Annotated in this window: 17 protein-coding genes and 1 pseudogene; 9 read left to right on the top strand and 9 right to left on the bottom strand. The window is 60.9% G+C overall.

All coding sequences use genetic code 11. The annotated features are described in order from the left end of the window. The first annotated feature begins 3 nt into the window (after positions 1-3). Together CVS27_RS01515 and CVS27_RS01510 are read left to right on the top strand one after the other, a co-directional pair. Positions 4-1,623, top strand: a complete 1,620-nt coding sequence (locus tag CVS27_RS01515; protein WP_103463965.1) for a zinc-binding metallopeptidase family protein — start codon at positions 4-6, stop codon at positions 1,621-1,623. A gap of 130 nt (positions 1,624-1,753) precedes the next feature. Beyond that, on the top strand, positions 1,754-3,166 hold the full coding sequence (locus CVS27_RS01510) for an NAD-dependent succinate-semialdehyde dehydrogenase (protein ID WP_103463964.1): 1,413 nt from the start codon (positions 1,754-1,756) through the stop codon (positions 3,164-3,166). A 34-nt stretch (positions 3,167-3,200) separates the two neighbouring features. On the opposite strand, the gene CVS27_RS01505 is transcribed toward CVS27_RS01510, so the two are convergent. From CVS27_RS01505 to CVS27_RS01490, 4 genes are read right to left on the bottom strand one after another with little or no spacing between them, the layout of a single operon-like run. Continuing rightward, entirely contained in the window at positions 3,201-4,367 is a 1,167-nt protein-coding gene (locus CVS27_RS01505; RefSeq protein WP_207767420.1) for an amidohydrolase, read from the bottom strand. Between the two features lie 48 nt (positions 4,368-4,415). Further along, on the bottom strand, positions 4,416-5,174 hold the full coding sequence (locus tag CVS27_RS01500) for an amino acid ABC transporter ATP-binding protein (RefSeq protein ID WP_103463962.1): 759 nt from the start codon (positions 5,172-5,174) through the stop codon (positions 4,416-4,418). Continuing rightward, complete coding sequence (locus CVS27_RS01495; RefSeq protein ID WP_103480371.1) at positions 5,174-6,076, bottom strand: amino acid ABC transporter permease; 903 nt, start codon at positions 6,074-6,076, stop codon at positions 5,174-5,176. The genes CVS27_RS01500 and CVS27_RS01495 overlap by 1 nt, the downstream gene beginning before the upstream one ends. After that, positions 6,077-7,039, bottom strand: coding sequence for an ABC transporter substrate-binding protein (locus CVS27_RS01490; protein WP_103463960.1), 963 nt, complete (start codon positions 7,037-7,039; stop codon positions 6,077-6,079). It lies immediately after the preceding gene. A gap of 202 nt (positions 7,040-7,241) precedes the next feature. Between CVS27_RS01490 and CVS27_RS01485 the strand changes: the two genes are divergently transcribed. The 3 genes from CVS27_RS01485 (at position 7,242) to CVS27_RS01475 (ending at position 9,891) form a co-directional block, all read left to right on the top strand. Continuing rightward, positions 7,242-7,919: a TetR/AcrR family transcriptional regulator gene (locus CVS27_RS01485; RefSeq protein WP_103463959.1), complete on the top strand. Its 678-nt coding sequence runs from the start codon at positions 7,242-7,244 to the stop codon at positions 7,917-7,919. 38 nt (positions 7,920-7,957) lie between these two features. After that, positions 7,958-9,175 (top strand): aminotransferase-like domain-containing protein, encoded by a 1,218-nt coding sequence (locus tag CVS27_RS01480; RefSeq protein ID WP_103463958.1) that lies wholly within the window; start codon positions 7,958-7,960, stop codon positions 9,173-9,175. A 275-nt stretch (positions 9,176-9,450) separates the two neighbouring features. Then, positions 9,451-9,891, top strand: coding sequence for a VOC family protein (locus tag CVS27_RS01475; RefSeq protein WP_103464114.1), 441 nt, complete (start codon positions 9,451-9,453; stop codon positions 9,889-9,891). 119 nt (positions 9,892-10,010) lie between these two features. Here the strand turns inward: CVS27_RS01475 and CVS27_RS01470 are convergent, their stop codons facing one another. Beyond that, the gene (locus CVS27_RS01470; RefSeq protein ID WP_103463957.1) at positions 10,011-10,589 is read right to left on the bottom strand and encodes a dihydrofolate reductase family protein; all 579 of its coding nucleotides are present in this window, start codon (positions 10,587-10,589) and stop codon (positions 10,011-10,013) included. A gap of 376 nt (positions 10,590-10,965) precedes the next feature. Between CVS27_RS01470 and CVS27_RS01465 the strand changes: the two genes are divergently transcribed. Together CVS27_RS01465 and CVS27_RS01460 are read left to right on the top strand one after the other, a co-directional pair. Further along, positions 10,966-11,370, top strand: coding sequence for a hypothetical protein (locus CVS27_RS01465; protein ID WP_103463956.1), 405 nt, complete (start codon positions 10,966-10,968; stop codon positions 11,368-11,370). A gap of 139 nt (positions 11,371-11,509) precedes the next feature. Beyond that, positions 11,510-11,806 (top strand): hypothetical protein, encoded by a 297-nt coding sequence (locus CVS27_RS01460; protein ID WP_103463955.1) that lies wholly within the window; start codon positions 11,510-11,512, stop codon positions 11,804-11,806. Positions 11,807-12,060: 254 nt separating this feature from the next. On the opposite strand, the gene CVS27_RS01455 is transcribed toward CVS27_RS01460, so the two are convergent. The 4 genes from CVS27_RS01455 to CVS27_RS01440 all read right to left on the bottom strand — a co-directional run bounded on the left by CVS27_RS01455 (position 12,061) and on the right by CVS27_RS01440 (position 15,471). Then, complete coding sequence (locus CVS27_RS01455) at positions 12,061-12,630, bottom strand: dihydrofolate reductase family protein (RefSeq protein ID WP_103463954.1); 570 nt, start codon at positions 12,628-12,630, stop codon at positions 12,061-12,063. Positions 12,631-13,053: 423 nt separating this feature from the next. Further along, positions 13,054-13,677, bottom strand: a complete 624-nt coding sequence (locus tag CVS27_RS01450) for a YdeI/OmpD-associated family protein (protein ID WP_103463953.1) — start codon at positions 13,675-13,677, stop codon at positions 13,054-13,056. Positions 13,678-13,787: 110 nt separating this feature from the next. Next, on the bottom strand, positions 13,788-15,041 hold the full coding sequence (locus CVS27_RS01445) for an RNA polymerase sigma factor (protein WP_103463952.1): 1,254 nt from the start codon (positions 15,039-15,041) through the stop codon (positions 13,788-13,790). Between the two features lie 10 nt (positions 15,042-15,051). Further along, on the bottom strand, positions 15,052-15,471 hold the full coding sequence (locus CVS27_RS01440; RefSeq protein ID WP_093180496.1) for a YciI family protein: 420 nt from the start codon (positions 15,469-15,471) through the stop codon (positions 15,052-15,054). Positions 15,472-15,549: 78 nt separating this feature from the next. Here CVS27_RS01440 and CVS27_RS01435 point away from each other — a divergent pair, with 78 nt between their 5' ends. Both CVS27_RS01435 and CVS27_RS01430 read left to right on the top strand, forming a co-directional pair. Then, positions 15,550-15,753, top strand: a complete 204-nt coding sequence (locus tag CVS27_RS01435; RefSeq protein WP_103463951.1) for a hypothetical protein — start codon at positions 15,550-15,552, stop codon at positions 15,751-15,753. Positions 15,754-15,784: 31 nt separating this feature from the next. Further along, a pseudogene (locus tag CVS27_RS01430) lies at positions 15,785-16,200 on the top strand (dihydrofolate reductase family protein). The last annotated feature ends 441 nt before the right edge of the window (positions 16,201-16,641 follow it).

Here is a 16,641-nt window from a genome sequence, read left to right as displayed (position 1 = left end):
ACCATGACCCTTTCTTCAACAGAACTCGATGCCGGTCCCGCCCTGACGGCGGCCACCAAGGCCACTGCGCAGCAGTGGATTGACGACAACATGGGCAAGCTTTCGCTCTGGCACAAGCACATTTGGGACTTGGCGGAGCCTGCCTGGCGCGAATACAAGTCAGCCCAGTGGTACGTGGATTTGCTGCGGCTCGAAGGTTTCACGGTGGAGTCCGGAAGTGCCAGCATGCCCACCGCCTTCAGCGCGGAGTGGTCGTTTGGCGACGGCGGCCCGGTGCTTCTCACCTACGCCGAGTACGACGCCGTGCCCGGTAACTGCCAGTCGGCCGGCACCGAGCGCTCACCTCGCGAGGGCCTCAGCCCCTACGCCCCCGGTCACACCGACCCGCACTCCGCCTTGGGTATCTCCACCCTGGCCGGCTTGCTGGGCACCAAGCACGCCATGGCGGTGCACGGCATTGCCGGCACCCTGAAGTACACGGGCGAGCCGGCCGAAAAGGTCCAGGGTTCCAAGGTGGTCCACGGCCTGCGCGGCTACTACGACGGCGTCGACGCCATCGTCAGCTTCCACCCTTTCTATATGCTGCCGCTGTGCAACACTGCCCGCTGGGACACCCAGTGCGGCAGCTATTACAGCAAGGTCTACACCTTTGTCTGTGACGAGCCGGAGACCTGGCAGCTGTCCGCAAACCCGAACTCCCCCATCCCGGCTTCCCATTCCGCGGCACGCGCCCCGGGCGCCAATGTTGCCTTGATGAGCATGTACACCTCCACTCGGATCATGCAGGACGCCATGCTGCCCAGTTTTGGCGGCTGGTCACTTTCCGATGCCATCTTCACCCAGGGGCAGGCGACGGCGGACAACCTGCCGGCGGGCATTGCCCAGATCCAGTACTCCTGGCGCTGCCCCACCCTGGAAATGGCCGAGCACGTGCTAACGGTGCTTGACCGCAACGCCGAGCATGCCGCTGCCATGGCCCATTGCCGTTTGGAAACCACCTGGGTGGCCCGCAACCGGCCGGGCCGCACCAACCACGCATTGGCCGAGGCCTTGTACGCAAACCTGGAGCAGGTGGGTGCCCCGCAGTATGGACCTGAGGCAATTGCCGCCGCCCAGCGGATCCAAAAAACCCTGGGCGTTGAACCCATGGCCAAGCCGTTCCTGGACGAGTGCGAAGCACTGATCAGCCCCCAGGACGCCGAAGCTGCGCTGCGCGAGCATTTGGCGCCGTGGCAAAAGAACTGGACCAGTGATGACTATGTAGAGATGACCCACTACGCCCCCACCGTCCGGTTCTACGTGTCCCGACCGGCGCTCAAGCCCGCTCCCGGCCAGGGCGCCTACCCCGGCTGGGTCATGAACGCGCTGGGCGGGATCGCGGCAACCATTGACCCCACCATCGAGGTGGCCGGCAAGACCATCGCCGGCACCTTCGTTGACCTTCTGACACGCCCCGAGCTTGTGGCGGCGGCGAAGAGCGAATTCGATATCCGCGTTGCCCAAGATCCCATGCCGGCACTCTTGCCCCTTGACTTCATGCCGCCCACGGAATTCGCCTGGCCCGACTATGCACTTGCTCCCGACGGCGAGCGCGTCTGGTACCCCAAGGTTGCCGGGCAGTAATTTTCTACAACGTTGTGCCTGGCCTGTGGCGTGGGATGTTTCAAATGCTTGCCCATGGGGCATGCTTTGAAGTATCCCGCGCCACAGGCGTGTAGCCGCCCCACCACCATCTTCAAGAAGAGGACGCACCGTGCCCCAAGCATCAGTTCCCAGCAACAGCTCTTCCCAGCACTACCGGGTGACCAACCCGGCCACCGGCGCCGTCGTCGAAGAGTTCCCCACCGCCACGGACGCCCAGATCCAGGATGCCTTGGCCCGGTCCGAGCAGGCGTTCAGCAGCTGGCGCCAGGTCCCCATCACCGAGCGCGCCGCCGTCGTCTCCCGCATTGCCGAGCTGTTCGAAGCACGCAAGGAAGAGCTGGCCGCCATCATCACCGAGGAGATGGGCAAGCGGCTCGCCGAATCAGTGGGCGAGGCCGAGTACTGCGCCGAAATTTTCAGCTACTACGCGCAGGAAGGCCCCTCGCTGGCCGCGGACCAGCCCATCAAGGCCATCGGTGGCGCGCAGGCACTGATCCAAAAGCGCCCCATTGGCCCACTGCTGGGCATCATGCCCTGGAACTACCCGTACTACCAGGTGGCCAGGTTTGCGGCCCCCAACCTGGTGCTGGGCAACACCATTATTCTCAAGCACGCCGAGAACTGCCCGCGGTCGGCGCTGGCCATTGAGCAGCTCATGCTCGACGCCGGCCTGCCCGCGGGTGCCTACATCAACCTTTTCGCGTCCCACGCGCAGATCGAGACCATCATCTCCGATCCCCGCGTTCAGGGTGTTTCCCTGACGGGTTCCGAACGGGCCGGTGCTGCCGTGGCCCAAATTGCCGGGCGCAACCTGAAAAAGGTGGTCCTGGAGCTTGGCGGTTCCGATCCCTACATTGTCCTGGCCAGTGACGATGTGAAGGCCTCGGCGCAGGCCGCCTTCCAAACCCGGATGGAGAACGCCGGGCAGGCCTGCAACTCCAACAAGCGGATCATTGTCATGGACAGCATCCACGACGAGTTTGTGCAGGAATTGACGGACCAAGCTGCGGCTCTAGCGCCGGGCAACCCTGTGGAGGACGACGCCGAAACCTACGTTCCACTGTCATCCGAAGCTGCCGTTGAGGGCCTGCTCGCCCAGATCAACGATGCCGTTAGCAAAGGCGCAACCCTGCATTCCGGCGGCGTGCGGGCAGACCAGCCGGGCTACTACCTGGCCCCCACCGTGTTGAGCGGTGTCACACCGGAGATGCGCGCGTTCAGCGAAGAGCTCTTTGGTCCCGTGGTGGTTGTCTACAAGGTCTCCAACGACGCCGAGGCCGTGGCCCTGGCCAACAATTCCGACTACGGCCTGGGCGGTGCAGTCTTTAGTCCCGATGGCGAGCGGGCATTGGCCGTGGCCCAACAAATCATCTCCGGCATGGTGGCCGTCAACGCACCCGCCGGCGAGGGTGCGGGTATGCCCTTTGGTGGCGTGAAGCGCTCAGGCTTCGGGCGCGAACTGGGTCCGCTGGGCATGGAGGAATTCGTCAACAAGCAGCTGCTGTACGTGGCCCAAGCCTGACGCTCGCTCAGCAATGGGGCGTTTGGGGTGCGGACTAGGCCGGATTCATGAGTCGCAGCCGTTGTCGCGGGTCGCTGGCCAAGTCCACGCAGGTCCAGGCCATGGCCAGGGCCCCGTCCCAGATGACGTGGTCTCCCTGGGCCGAGGCTGCAACATCAGCAAACGAGCTGTCGTGGATCCCCGGGCAGCCCTCCCCCAGGCTGATCATGGGGTGGATGGTGGGATACTCATGCGAAACATTGGCCATGTCGGTGGAGCCGCCCCGCCTTCCGGCAGGTTTGAGCGGACGCCCCAGAAGCGCCGAATTTGCGCCAAACAAGCCGACCATGGCGGGGTCGGTGCGCAGCTCCGCGTAGATGGGTCCGTGCTGCACCATCTCCAGTCGGGCTCCCGTCGCCAGCGCGCCAGCATCCATGCAGCGCGTCAGAACAGCCGTGGCCCGGGCCAGTGATTCAACATCATGGGCTCGGACCATCCACTCGCCTGCAGCGTGGTCGGGGATGACATTGGGCGCGGTGCCGGCGGAGTCAATGTAGCCGTGAATTTGCTGGCCGGGTTCCAACTGCTGCCTGGCCAGGCCCACGGCCGTCATGGCAATCGTCATGGCGTCTAGGGCATTGATCCCCTCCCACGGGCTCGCCGACGCGTGGGCGCCCCTGCCAAAGTACTGGATCTTGTAGCCGGCACAGGCATAGGGGAGCATTTCCAGTTCATCAACATCCCCGGGATGGATCATCATGGCCGCGTGCGTGCCGGCAAAGTCACCCTGCTCCAGCATGAGGACTTTGCCGCCGCCGTTTTCCTCCGCTGGAGTGCCCAGGAGCCGCACTGTCAGGCCCAGGTCATCTGCCACAGGAGCCAGGGCAATGAACGCTCCCAAGGCCGCTGCGGCAATGACATTGTGGCCGCAGGCGTGGCCCAAGCCGGGAAGGGCATCGTATTCGGCGCAAATGGTGAGCACCAGCGGCCCACTTCCCACCTCCGCCCGCAACGCAGTGGGAAGAGAACCAAGGCCTGCCTGCACCCGTGCTCCCGGCACCGCAGCCAGTTCCTGCGCCAGCCACTGAACGGCCTGGAATTCCGCAAAGCCCAGCTCCGGGTTCTCATGGAGTTTGTGGCTGAACGCCAACACTCTGGGCAGATTCGCCCGCAGTGCTTGTTCTGCCCGGGCATTGTGGTCGGAAGTGCTCTGCGAGGTCAAGGGCATACTTTCAGTAGTCGTTGGCGGGCCTGCTCCACTGCAGCCGTGCTAGAGCACTTTGGCCAGAAAGGACTTGGTGCGCTCATGCTGGGGGTTGCCCAGCACCTCGTGGGGATCACCTTGTTCAACAATGACGCCGTTGTCCATGAACACCACAACGTCGCCCATCTCCCGCGCAAATCCCATCTCGTGGGTAACAACTATCATCGTCATCCCGTCCCGTGCCAGTTGATTCATCACGTCCAGAACCTCACCGACCAGTTCGGGGTCCAAGGCGGACGTGGGCTCGTCAAAGAGCATAACTTCGGGCTTCATGGACAGCGCCCTGGCAATGGCCACCCGTTGTTGTTGCCCGCCTGAGAGTTGCGAGGGGTAGTTGTCCATGCGGTCGGACAGGCCAACTTTTTTCAACAGTTCCTCGGCGTGCGCTTGCGCATCCTTTTTGCTCATTTTGAGCAGTTTGATGGGCCCAAACATCACGTTTTCCTTGGCCGTCATGTGGCCAAAGAGGTTGAATGACTGGAACACCATCCCGATCTTGGAGCGGCGCCGGTTGATCTCAAGCTGCGACGCCTCCCGAAGCCTGTCCCCATACACGTCATAGCCGATCATGCGCCCGCCCACGGTAATGGCCCCGGAGGTGGTCATCTCCAAATGGTTGACGCACCGCAGCAGGGTGGACTTCCCTGATCCCGAGGGCCCAATCAGGCACACCACCTGCTGCTCTTCAACCGTCAAGTTGATGCCTTTGAGGACTTCCACCTGACCAAAGCTCTTGTGGACGTTGAGAAATTGCACTGTGGACATTATCGTTGGGCCTTTCCAAGCAGGAGGGCGTTGCCCTTGGAGTACTTCTTTTCCAGCCGGGACTGGCCCAGGGTCAAAATGGTGGTCAACAGGATGTACCAGAGGCTGGCCACGATGAGCAGCGGGATCTGCTTGAGATTCTGGGCGTAAATTTGCTGGGTGTTGTAGAGCAGGTCGCCAACACCGATGACTATCACCAGCGACGTGGTTTTCAGCATGGAGATGACCTCATTGCCCACGGGCGGGATGATGACCTTCATGGCCTGCGGAATCACCACGAACCTCAAGGTGCTCATGTGGCTAAAGCCCATGGCCCGGGATGCTTCTGACTGCCCTGCTGAGACACTGAGCAGCCCGGCCCGCACAATTTCCGCCATGTAGGCGCCCTCGTTCAGGCCAAGCCCAAGGATTGCTGCGGCAAACAAGGGGATGAGGTCATTGGTATTCCACTCAACGAAGGTTGGTCCCCACGGGATACCCAAACCAATTTTGGGGAAAAGGACCGCCGCGAAGCCCCAGAACAGCAACTGGACCAGCAGCGGAGTGCCGCGGAAGAACCAAATGTAGGCACCGGAGACGGCGCGCAGCAACCAGTTGTCTGACATGCGCATGACGGCCACCAGCAGCCCCACAACAAAGCCGATCACCATGGCGATGATGGTCAGTTCCAAGGTGACCATCAGGCCGCCCAGGATTCGCTTGTCAAAGAGGTATTTGCCCACCGTGGGCCAGCCAAATCCCGGATTAGTGAACAGGACATAGACACCATAAACAATGGCGAACAGCACCACAACAACGGCAACAAGCTGGCCCGGGCGGCGGCGCTTCAGGATCGGTTTGGTGGTCAGGGACAGGAAATCGTGGGATCGTTTCACCGGGATATCCACTACTGGTTCAGCCACTTAGCTCGCCACCGTCGGGTTAATCTCTGAGGTCGTGATGGAGGAAGGGGCCAGGTTCCAGGCGCCCATGATCTTGCCGTACGTGCCGTCATCCATGAGTGATTGGATGGCTGCTTGGAAGGTCTTGGCCAACTGCCCGTCACCCTTGGCCATGGCGACGCCCACCAGGGACGGATCCACCAGGATGGAGTCGATCTGCGCAAACGCCTCGGGCTGGATCTGTGAGTAGTAGGCCGTCAAGGCGTTATCTGCCAGCATAGCTTGGGCCCGGTTGGAGGCGATGGCCTGATTCGCACTGTCCTGCTGCGGCAGCAGCAGGGGCGTGATGGGTTCCTTCCCGGCTTCGAGGCAGGCCTTTTCAAAGGCCGGCATCACTGTCAATGCTTGGGTGGTGCCAGTTTGTGCTGTCACTGTCTTGCCACACAAATCAAGCTGTTCGTGGAAGTCACCCTCGGTGCCTCGCTTGACGATCACTGAGGTGCCACCCTTCATGTAACTGACCATATCCACCACGGCAGTTCTGTCCGGGGTGATGGAGAAGGCCGCCCAGGAGGCGTCGTAACGCTTGGACTCCAAGCCGGCAAGAATGCCGTTGAAATCGCCCTTGGTGATCTCAACTTTGATGCCCATCTTGTTGGCAACAGCCAAGGCCATATCCGGCTCCAGGCCAATAATATTGCCGTTGTTGTCGGTGAAATCGATGGGAGCATAGGTTGGGTCGGTAACCAGCTTCATGGTTCCGGCCGCCTTGATATTCGCTGGCAGCAATGCCTGCACGGCAGCATCGGCCTGTACGGCCTTAGCCGCATCCTGGCCTCCCGCACCCAACACTTGGGCTGTGCCTCCTGATGAGTTGACCACCGGTTCCGGGGCTTCCGAGTTGGTGCAGCCGGAAGCAGTGAAGACCAGAGCGGCGCACGAAATGACTAGTGCGGTCTTAGTCAGGAGGGTGTTCTTATTCATCAGGTCTCCAGTGGGGAAATGTAGAGTTGTGTAAATAATATGTGTAACTTATTATTTGTGTGACGGAGAGCACTGTCAAGCTCTCAGTTGAACCAACCCACTGTTTGCTGAAAACTAATCGGGCAGGCAGCGACCCGATCGAAGGCGCGCCGTGCAGCATCCGCGTTTGAGGATTCATTCGCAGAACTCTAAAGGGGACACCATGAACCAAGAGCCACGCAAACGGACTCACGCCGTGACCGATGAGGCCATTGCAGAGCGCCGCGAAACCATCGTGGCCCATGCCGCTGGTATCATCGCCACAAAAGGCGTGGATCGTTGCACCTTTGGTGCGGTTTCCGAGGCCACCAGCTTCAGCGTGGGAATGATCCAGCACTACTTCAGGACTCGCGAGCGCCTAGTGCTTGCCACGGTGGAGTACAGGACCGGCGCATCCGTGCGGGAATGGCAGAACATCCATTCAGCCAGCACGGGCACCCTGGAGCGGCTATTTGACTTGCTCACGTTCGCCGTCGAAGGTGAAACCAGCTTTGAGCAGGCATGGGGGTTTTGGATCGAGGTTTACTCGGCGGCACACAAGGATGAAAACATCCGGGTGCACGTGGCGACGGCTCTGCTCGCTTGGCGGGGCATCTTTGAGGCAACCCTCGATGAAGCCGTCAGGGAGGGATTGATCCGCCCCTTCCACGATCCCGAGGTGCTGGCCACTCTCCTACTTGCGGTGGTTGACGGGCTTGCCATCCAGACTCTCAACGGCATTTACAACCACAGCCCCGCAAAAATGATCGAAACCCTGAGGCGGTTCGCGGCCCACGAATTTGGCATTGACGAACAAGATTTTGTCAGCCACAAATCACAGGCCGCAACAGCCGCTCGCTAACCCCTGCCAGGCCCACCAACCACTTCCCAAAGGACGTCATGACTGAGATTGCCACCGCATCGTTGCACACCCACCGCTTCGCCGACAGGGCTGATGGCTACCACCCATCCCCCGTGCGCGAAGTTTTTGAAGTCTCCATGCAGCCCAACATGATTTCCCTCGCCGGCGGCAACCCTGACCTGACGGGCCTGCCCATTGGGCAGATTGCGGACATGGCCCACACCGTCATCTCCGAGCACGGCCTGGATGCCCTGCAGTACGGTTCGGGCGCCGGCACCCCCGAGCTGCAGGCCCTGATCACCCAAATCATGGCCGTGGAAGGCATCACGGCCCAGCCGGAAAACGTCCAGGTGACGTCCGGTTCGCAGATGGGGCTTGAACTTATCACCAAGCTGTTTTGCAATCCCGGGGATGTCATCTTGGCCGAGGGCCCTACGTATGTGGGCGCGTTGGGAACCTTCGAAGGCTTGCAGGCCGACATCGTTCAGGTCGCCATGGATGACAAGGGGCTCGTGCCGGAGCTGCTTTCGACCACCATAGATTCCCTCAAGGCGGCCGGGAAAACCATCAAGTTCCTGTACACCATCCCCAACTTCAACAACCCCGCCGGAACCACCCTTGCCGTGGAGCGGCGCCAACAAATTGTGGACATCTGCCGTTCCGAGAACGTGGCCATCGTGGAGGACAATCCCTACGGACTGCTGAGTTTTGACGGCTCGTACACTGCCGCCCTGCACACCTTGGATCCCGAGAACGTAATCTATCTGGGATCGTTCTCCAAGATTTTTTCTCCGGGGTTGCGCGTGGGCTGGGTCCTAGCTCCAGAAGAAGTGCGCCGGCGCCTCCAGCTGGCGGCCGAGGCCACCACCATTTGCCCCTCCGTGCTGAGCCAGATGCTAGTGGAAAGCTACATCACGGGATTCGACTGGCGCCAACACGTCAGGGAAGCCTGCTTGGTTTATGCCAAGCGGTGCGACGCCGTCATGACGGCCCTGGCGGAATTCATGCCGGCAGGCACCACCTGGACCAAGCCAAGCGGCGGATTCTTTACCTGGATCACCCTGCCGGAGGGAATTTCAACAGACGCCCTGCTCCAACCAGCCATTGCCTCCGGGGTGGTCTTTGTCCCGGGCAGCGCATTCTTCGCCCATCCGGCAGGCGAAAACCAGCTGCGTGTGGCCTTCTCCTTTGAAACGGAGGAATCCCTGCGTGAGGGTGTCCGCCGACTGGGCGCGGCCATGAAGACCCTGCGCTAATCGTTGCTGCGAGAGGGTTTGGGTGCTGGGGTACGACGGCGGCAACCGTTGGTCGTATCGAAAACGCAGGTGTATTGACGTCGAAATAGTCCAAGCAGAAGGGCACTTTTCCCGTCTCGGGATCGCACACCGGGCCCGCGCGTGATGCCCGGCAGAGCGTCCCTTGCTTGGGGACAGCTTCTGCCCGCGCGCCACGAGCCTTCCTGGCTGTGTGAATTCGCCGTAAGCTCGGTGTTGGGCCGTGTATGCAGAACGAACACTTGGAGGCTGTGCTTATGTCGCGGATCATTCGGTTCGACCACGTCGGTGTCACCGTTGAAGACCTCGAGAAGGTAGCGGCGTTCTTCGTCGGGCTAGGGCTCGAGATCGAGGGCCGGACATTCGTGGAGGGCGAGTTCATCGACACGGTCATAGCGATCCCGGATTCCCGCACAGAGATCTTAATGTTGCGAACGCCCGACGGCGGCACGGCCGTGGAGCTTTCCAGCTTCGTCCGGCCCGTCCCCAGGCAGGGCTCGCCGTACGCCATGGCCAACGAGCTCGGGTTGCGCAGTTTGTCTTTTGAAGTCGATGATCTCCAGGCGCAGGTCGATCGGCTGGCCACGGAGGGCTACGGGCTGGTCGGTGGCATCGGCGAATACGAAGGCATCTGGCGAATGGCCTACGTGCGCGGGCCGGAGGGAATCATCGTGGCTTTGGCTGAGCGGCTCAGCTGACCGTGAGGGTGCGGGCGGCGAATGGCCTGGTCTGCAGTTCCGGCCGGGGACCCTCGAGGAGACATCTGGGCGTCCCGGTAGGTGGGTCTCGTCCTAGTTGAACACTGTCAGGGCTTGGGTCAGGCGCGGTCGTAGGTGAGGACTCGCATGCCGGATTCGAGTAGGGTCTCGTCAACAGGCCGGAACATGTGGGACTGGAAAGGGCCATTGAAGAGCGGGATGCCGGATCCGATGATGGACCGATTCTGCTTGAGCACGAGCCGGTCAATCTCTGGCAGCAGCGAATGAGCCAGTGTGCCGCCGCCCACCAGCCACAGGTCCTTGCCCGCTTCGGCCTTGAGCGCGCGTACGCGGTCCACGGCGCCGGAGCCGACAATCTCGACGGCGGGATCGCGGCTTTCCAGCGTGGTCGAGAACACGAGATGGCGCAGGTGCGGGTACGCGTCGGTGAGGCCCGCTGCAAGGCCTACCTCGTAGCTCGCACGCCCTTCCAGGACCGTGTCGAATGTCTGGCCGGGCCCGTCGATGCCCAGCGCTGCACGTGCTGGCTCGGGAAGGGTTTCGGGGTACTGCTCGACGATGAATTGGATGACATCGGGCGTGATCGGGAAGCAATCAGCCCCACTTGGGTCACCACCGTCCGGACCAGCGATATAGCCGTCAAGGGTCGTGGCCACGTAGTACACGAGTTTCCGCATGGGATGGTCCTTCCTTAAGCGCTCAGCGTGTACCTAGCATGTCAACGACGTCGGGCGCAGGTCAACAAGCAACAGTTGCAGAAGACACTCCAAGCAATCAGGCGGTCATTCCCAGCATGCGGGAGAGCATTCACTAATTCGGCAGCTGCCCGCTAGAGGCTCCTTGCGCGGTTCAACATCGACCCAAATTCCCCCAACTGAGAATCTGCCATCTCTCGAAGGCGACTCCACTGGTTGTCCAAAGCCGTGTGCGCTGCACTGGGGCGTCCATAAGTGGAACCCTGGCTGGGACAGCGTGCATCGCATGTTGATGCCGGCTCTCTTGCAGTTCGTCTAGCCCGATACTTTGAGTCCACCGTTGAGGAAGTGTTTCACATTGCAGACCACTAAGCGCTTGCCCATTTCGACTACTAATATCGCTTTGGTCAGCACGTTCGTCGCTGGGGCAACTGCTACGGCCCTCACACAAAACTGGTCCTTTGCGGTTTTACTGCTCACTGTCGGCCTTTGCGGACTCGGCGCTGCACTGTACGCGCGCCGCCCAAACTCCCGCGACATCACTCGCCTCAACGCCATCGAGTACCGCGACGAACGTGACCGCGAGCTTGCGAAGCAAGGGTTTGCAACGGTTGGCGCTGCCGCCTTGATTCTTACCGTTTTTGAAGTTGTGTTGGCCCTAGTCTTTTTCAACGCGCTCGTCGCGCTCATCTCTTGTGCACAAATGTTTGCACTGTGCATCATCTGGGGCACTGCGAACTCAAACGCGGTGAAGCGAAGGTAGTTCAACCGTCCCGCGGGGAACGACCTACGCGGTTCGTTTTCCTGGGAGGCGTCGCTAAAGGTATCGCATGTTGGGAGACGGATTCATTGCAAGGTGCAGACGAAGTGTCGCTGTTCGGTACCGCCCGTAGGCTTGACTCATGAACAGCAAGCACTCGTCCGTTAACGAAGTCCGTGATGACATTCTCGTCGCGATTGCGGAGGTCCGCACCGTTGCTCGTTCAGAGCACGACGAGCAGAGAAACTCCACCGCCGATTGGCTCGATGGGCAGTTCATCGACGTGACCGATGCGCGTACTCTCCGTGCGGCGGCCTCCAACGCTCTGACTCTGTACGCCGGGATGGGGTCTTTCGCCGACGTCGGAACGGCTGCATCGGCTCACGCGGTGGACCAACTGGCCGACGCCCTGCGGCATGCCCGAACTTTGGGTATCTAGGGAATTCATCGAATAACTAACGCTTAGTTTCCACCGTGTCCCACCACAAACCAGAATGAATGGTCTTTCCCTTGGATGACTAGTGCCGCCCCGAAAGGGGTGTCGCGTGTGAGGCTGTGGCTTGGACGTAGCTGAAGTCGTCGGGGCTTTGTTCTAAGCGTTTGCAGTGGCGGCCGAGAACGAAGAGTTCATCTCAGGCACGAAAACCGTTGCTTCGTCGCGAGGCAGCGACCAACGTGCCCGGACTAATCACGTCAAGCCGTTACTCGCGTAGGACGGTATCGCAGGGCGATCGCTCCCGACCGGAACTCATGGTGCCCCACGAGCTCGAGCTGGATGCGCTCGTGCAGACCGGCGAGCAACGTCGGCCCATGTCCGGCAAGGACCGGCTGCACGATGAACTCGTACTCGTCGATCAATCTCAGATCCGCCAACGCCAAGGGGAGCGTCACGCCACCAACCCACAGGCCCTCGCCTGACTCCTGCTTGAGCCGCTGAACCGTTTGCCCCAAGTCGCCTCGCACGAGCTCGGCATTCCAATCGACCCCGCTGAGCGTGCTCGAAACGACGTACTTCTTGGCCTGGTCGATGGTCTCGGCGAACGGGATTTGCCAACCATCCACCCAGCCAGGCCACGTGCCCGTGGCCGGCTTCCGCCACGCCGACTCCATCATCTCGTAGGTCACCCGGCCGAACAGCAGGGCATCGGCTCGCTCCATCTCAGCGGTCCAGTAGCGCATCGACTCCTCGTCCGGGGGGAGCCCTGCCTCGTGATGGCAGCAGCCGTCGAGCGTGACGTTGATCGAGTATCGAAGTGGTCTCATCTCGTTGCTCTCCCTTGATGTGCGCAGTGCGTTTTCACCGAACCGACAGCCAGCCAGACCACGGCTTCGATTGAACCGCTCATGGTCCGAGGATAAACAACCTCGCCGCTTAGCGGAAGTGTCAGCGCACGAATCCGGCCTGGATACGCCCGCCGAGTGTGACGCTCGGATTCGTTCTCAACTCCGGGTGAACTTTCACAGATGGGGGGGGTCGTTCACTGGAGTGTGTGCAGACGACTTCGGAAATTTGAGAAACTGTCGTTTCAGAAGTCGTCTGCACAAATTTCAGTACTCGCCTGCACAGCCTTCTGCGTCCGTAACAGGAACGTCTTGCGGAGCAGGACGCCGGTGGCGCTGTTTGCTTTGGGGTCGCCTGATTGGTATCGGCGCTGGCGATTGCGCCAGCAGCTCGAAAGCGCCGATCTATTTTTCGTATTTCCAGAATCGGCCCTTGCCTTCGGCGATCCACTCCAGGGCTTCAGCGACGCGCCGTTGTCGTGTGGCATCGGTCTTTGCACTTTCTAGCCACACGATATAGTTCTTGCGGAATGACGTTGATTGGTTTTCAAAAACTTGTTTTGCAACGGAATTTCTCGAAAGTGCTTCCAGAAAATATGCCGGAGTGTCCAATGGTTCGCTGCTCGGCGCAGCTTTGGCAGTCTTGTCGAGTTTTACGCCTTTATCGTTCAAATCCATCGCTTGTTTGACGAAGCCTGCGAGCTCTTCATCTGACGGCAACTCGGACATGCTCGTAATTCTGCTCATGAAGCGCTGACCCGGCTTCACCTTTTTGCCGCCAGCAAACCGGGGATCGCTCATAAATTCAGACTTTATGAATGTAAGCGAACAGTGATTCTTAGCTGAGGCCAGGACGCACATAAAATCGTTTTTGTAGTCAAAATGCGGGATAGCCCACTTAACTGACTCCACGACTTCGGGGCAGTTTTTATGGATCAACTCTCGAAGGTGATTGAGGATGGGTCTGGCAAAATCCCCAGAGTTTTCGATGTATTGGGTGACTTTTGCGTCAGCATTCTTGAGCGACATTTTACATATTCTCCTTCCGGTGCTTTGAAAATTCTTGACTGTAGCAACACTTAGCGGGACTGCTCTCGAGGAACATCGTCAGGTTGTGCTGGCTTGCTTTGGCATCGGCACTAGCAGTTCGAATGGGTCACACCGTTGATCTTGCGCTGAAACGCCGCGCTTTCGACTTCGTTGCCACACAGCACGATGGCCTGTTCGAGTGCTGCCCGAGCCTCGTCCGGACGGCCAAGTCGGATGAGTAGTTCGCCGCGGATCGAGGGGAGCAAGTGGGAGCCGGTCAGCTCGCCCCGTGCCGCTATCGCGTCGACCAACACGAGACCCTCAGCTGGACCGGAGGCCATCGCGACCGCGACCGCTCGATTGAGTTCGATGATGGGCGACGGCGTCAGCCGTCCGAGGGCTTCGTAGAGGATGACGATCCGCTGCCAGTCGGTCTCAGCAACCGAGCGCGCCAGTGCGTGACACTCAGCAATGGAGGCCTGGAGGCTGTATGTGCCCAGTCCACGTCCGGCCATGACCGCTCGTCCGAGTGCTGCGCGTCCGCGCTGGATCGCGGATTGGTCCCACAGCAGCCGGTCTTGTTCCTCCAGAAGCACCGGGTGGCCGGACGCGTCGAGTCGTGCAGGAAATCGGGCGGCAGTGAGTTCCAACAGTGCGAGCAGTCCGAAAACCTCGGGCACAGGCTTGAGCCGAACCAGCACGCGAGCTAGCCGGCGCGCCTCGTCGGCCAGATCTGTGCGAATCCACTCGTCGCCGCCCGATGCGAACGACCCCTCTGTGAATATGAGGTAGATAACCTGAAGTACCGAGCCGAGTCGCTCGGACAACTCCTGCGGTTCGGGCACAGCGAACGGTACTTGCGCGGCGGCCAGCGTCTTCTTGGCGCGGGTGACGCGCGCCTGAATCGTTGGCACGGGGACGAGGAAGGCTTTGGCTATCTCCTCTGTACTGAGTCCGCCGACGACCCGCAGCGTCAATGCGATCCGGGCCTCCTTCGACAGCACCGGATGGCACGAGATGAACATCAACGCCAACACGTCGTCGTCAATCGCATCAGGGTCGAAAAGTGCATCCACGCCGGGCAACTCCTCGTCGAGGTCTCGGGCAAGCAGGGCATACCGTTCGTCACGGGCGGACCGGCGCCGAAAGGCGTCGATGGCCCGGCGGCGGCCTGTGGTGAGCAGCCATCCGGTCGGCTGGGCAGGAACCCCATCGACAGACCAGGAGACCAGCGCCTCGGCAAGGGCCTCCTGCGCGAGGTCTTCAGCCAGCGAGAAGTCGCCTGCATATCGGGCGAGGGCGCCGACGAGGCGGGCCGAGTCCATACGCCACACCGCCTCGACGGCCCGCCGCGCCTCTGACATGCTCACTAGATCAGAGCTGCCCGGTCTGCTCGCGCCAGGCGCGCTCCTTTTGGATCCAGACGTTGTCCTGTGGGAACTCATCGATCGACGGCACGCGACGGATCTCGGTTTTGCTTCCCGCGGTCATCGGCGCGCGCTTGGCCCATTCGACTGCCTCCTGGATCGACGCCACGTCGAGGATGTAGTAGCCGTTAAACAGTTCCTTGGTCTCCCCATAGGGGCCGTCAGTCACGACCGGCGTGTCCTCCGTGAAGTCGACGACGACCCCTTTACTCGCGTCGTCGAGGCCTTCGGCCGCCAGCAGGACGCCGGCACGGATCAGCTCGTCGTTGAACTTGCCCATTGCCTCGAGGATCTCGGTGAAGTCGACGCTCGTGAAGTTCGCGAACGACTCGTCCGTCGCGCGCATGATCAGCATGTACTTGGCCATCTCGTACTCCTTGGTTCTGGAAAGTCGCCCTTCGACCTTCTCACCTATAGGTCGAACGGCGCTAGGCCAGATCGACACATGCTGAAGAAAATTTGCAGGTTTTCTGTGCGGAATGGCGCGCCACCGCATGATCAGCTTTCACCGGACAGCTCAGTTGAAACGAGGACCGAAGGCTATAGCATCCGCAACATTGGCAGACACGATATCGCCATGAGGGACAGGATGCTGCTGATCGTGTGCGGCACGACAAAGTTCCATGACGCCCGCAACTACTACAAGTAGCACTGCCATTGCACGTCATCATCCTTATCTTGTGCGTTTTCCTATCCTCGGCCGCACCGATGCGTTTCCCGCGCCCGGCGGCGACATCGGGTGGAGCGTCCCGAGCGATCAGCTATTTCGGTGGTGGCTCGATCAGGAGCGGGCGATCGGCTTGTTGCTCTATGGGCGCAAGCTGTGGGACGCCATGAGTTCCCACTGGCCGACAGGCGACCAGCAGCCCAATGCCACCCCGGCGCAGATCGAGCTCGCGCGGAACTGGCGGGACACGCCGACAGTGGTGTTCTCCTCGGCGACGGTGAAGGTGGACTGGAACACCCGTCTGGTCACCGGCGGGGTGGTGGCACGCCGTTCTTCACCGCGCTGGATAGTTGGGTAAACCTGAATCTGGTAGAGACGCGGACCTTTCCCGGCGGGGTGGTGCTGACCAGGTACGAAAAGCGCCGCTGAGCGCGATTCCTCCGCGCGGTCGGGGAAGCGCTGCCACCACCAGCGGCCCCCTGTCGGTGGCTAGAAGATAGTCCGGAATGCGTTTGCGCACCACCCCGCGACTGCCAAAGGCAAGTGCCGCAAATTTTCCGCGACAAATCGTCGGGACGGGATAGGACCTCACGCAATCTTGGTGTGTGTCGTCTACCTAGTGAATGGGTCCTGCGGAATCTCCCTATGGCCCGTCAACAAAAAGGAGCTTAGCCATGAGGACAAGAATTTCACACATCAACTCTGAAGATGGAGGCCAGGTGGGGGCCCGGCGGTTCCGTAGAGCGCTGAGGATGAGTGCGCCAGTGCCCCGTAGCGGTCCTGCCACGGACACGGGCTCGGCCAACAACACTGGGCGAGCTCTGATGGGACCCGGGACGTTGGCGATGGCCATCTGGCCAGCTCGCTGAG

It is taken from the genome of Arthrobacter glacialis (assembly GCF_002909445.1).
Lineage (GTDB): Bacteria > Actinomycetota > Actinomycetes > Actinomycetales > Micrococcaceae > Specibacter > Specibacter glacialis.
The sequence above is the reverse complement of the archived record's forward strand: the minus strand, read 5'-3'. Positions and strand labels throughout refer to the sequence as shown.

What these genes read in the sequence shown, in the direction of transcription:
- CVS27_RS01500 (WP_103463962.1), bottom strand. Translation starts at nt 5,174, where the DNA reads ATGTCCACAGTGCAATTTCTCAACGTCCACAAGAGCTTTGGTCAGGTG.
- CVS27_RS01515 (WP_103463965.1), top strand. Translation starts at nt 4, where the DNA reads ATGACCCTTTCTTCAACAGAACTCGATGCCGGTCCCGCCCTGACGGCG.
- CVS27_RS01480 (WP_103463958.1), top strand. Translation starts at nt 7,958, where the DNA reads ATGACTGAGATTGCCACCGCATCGTTGCACACCCACCGCTTCGCCGAC.
- CVS27_RS01490 (WP_103463960.1), bottom strand. Translation starts at nt 7,039, where the DNA reads ATGAATAAGAACACCCTCCTGACTAAGACCGCACTAGTCATTTCGTGC.
- CVS27_RS01470 (WP_103463957.1), bottom strand. Translation starts at nt 10,589, where the DNA reads ATGCGGAAACTCGTGTACTACGTGGCCACGACCCTTGACGGCTATATC.
- CVS27_RS01450 (WP_103463953.1), bottom strand. Translation starts at nt 13,677, where the DNA reads ATGTCGCTCAAGAATGCTGACGCAAAAGTCACCCAATACATCGAAAAC.
- CVS27_RS01445 (WP_103463952.1), bottom strand. Translation starts at nt 15,041, where the DNA reads ATGTCAGAGGCGCGGCGGGCCGTCGAGGCGGTGTGGCGTATGGACTCG.
- CVS27_RS01460 (WP_103463955.1), top strand. Translation starts at nt 11,510, where the DNA reads ATGAACAGCAAGCACTCGTCCGTTAACGAAGTCCGTGATGACATTCTC.
- CVS27_RS01455 (WP_103463954.1), bottom strand. Translation starts at nt 12,630, where the DNA reads ATGAGACCACTTCGATACTCGATCAACGTCACGCTCGACGGCTGCTGC.
- CVS27_RS01485 (WP_103463959.1), top strand. Translation starts at nt 7,242, where the DNA reads ATGAACCAAGAGCCACGCAAACGGACTCACGCCGTGACCGATGAGGCC.
- CVS27_RS01440 (WP_093180496.1), bottom strand. Translation starts at nt 15,471, where the DNA reads ATGGCCAAGTACATGCTGATCATGCGCGCGACGGACGAGTCGTTCGCG.
- CVS27_RS01475 (WP_103464114.1), top strand. Translation starts at nt 9,451, where the DNA reads ATGTCGCGGATCATTCGGTTCGACCACGTCGGTGTCACCGTTGAAGAC.
- CVS27_RS01435 (WP_103463951.1), top strand. Translation starts at nt 15,550, where the DNA reads ATGCTGAAGAAAATTTGCAGGTTTTCTGTGCGGAATGGCGCGCCACCG.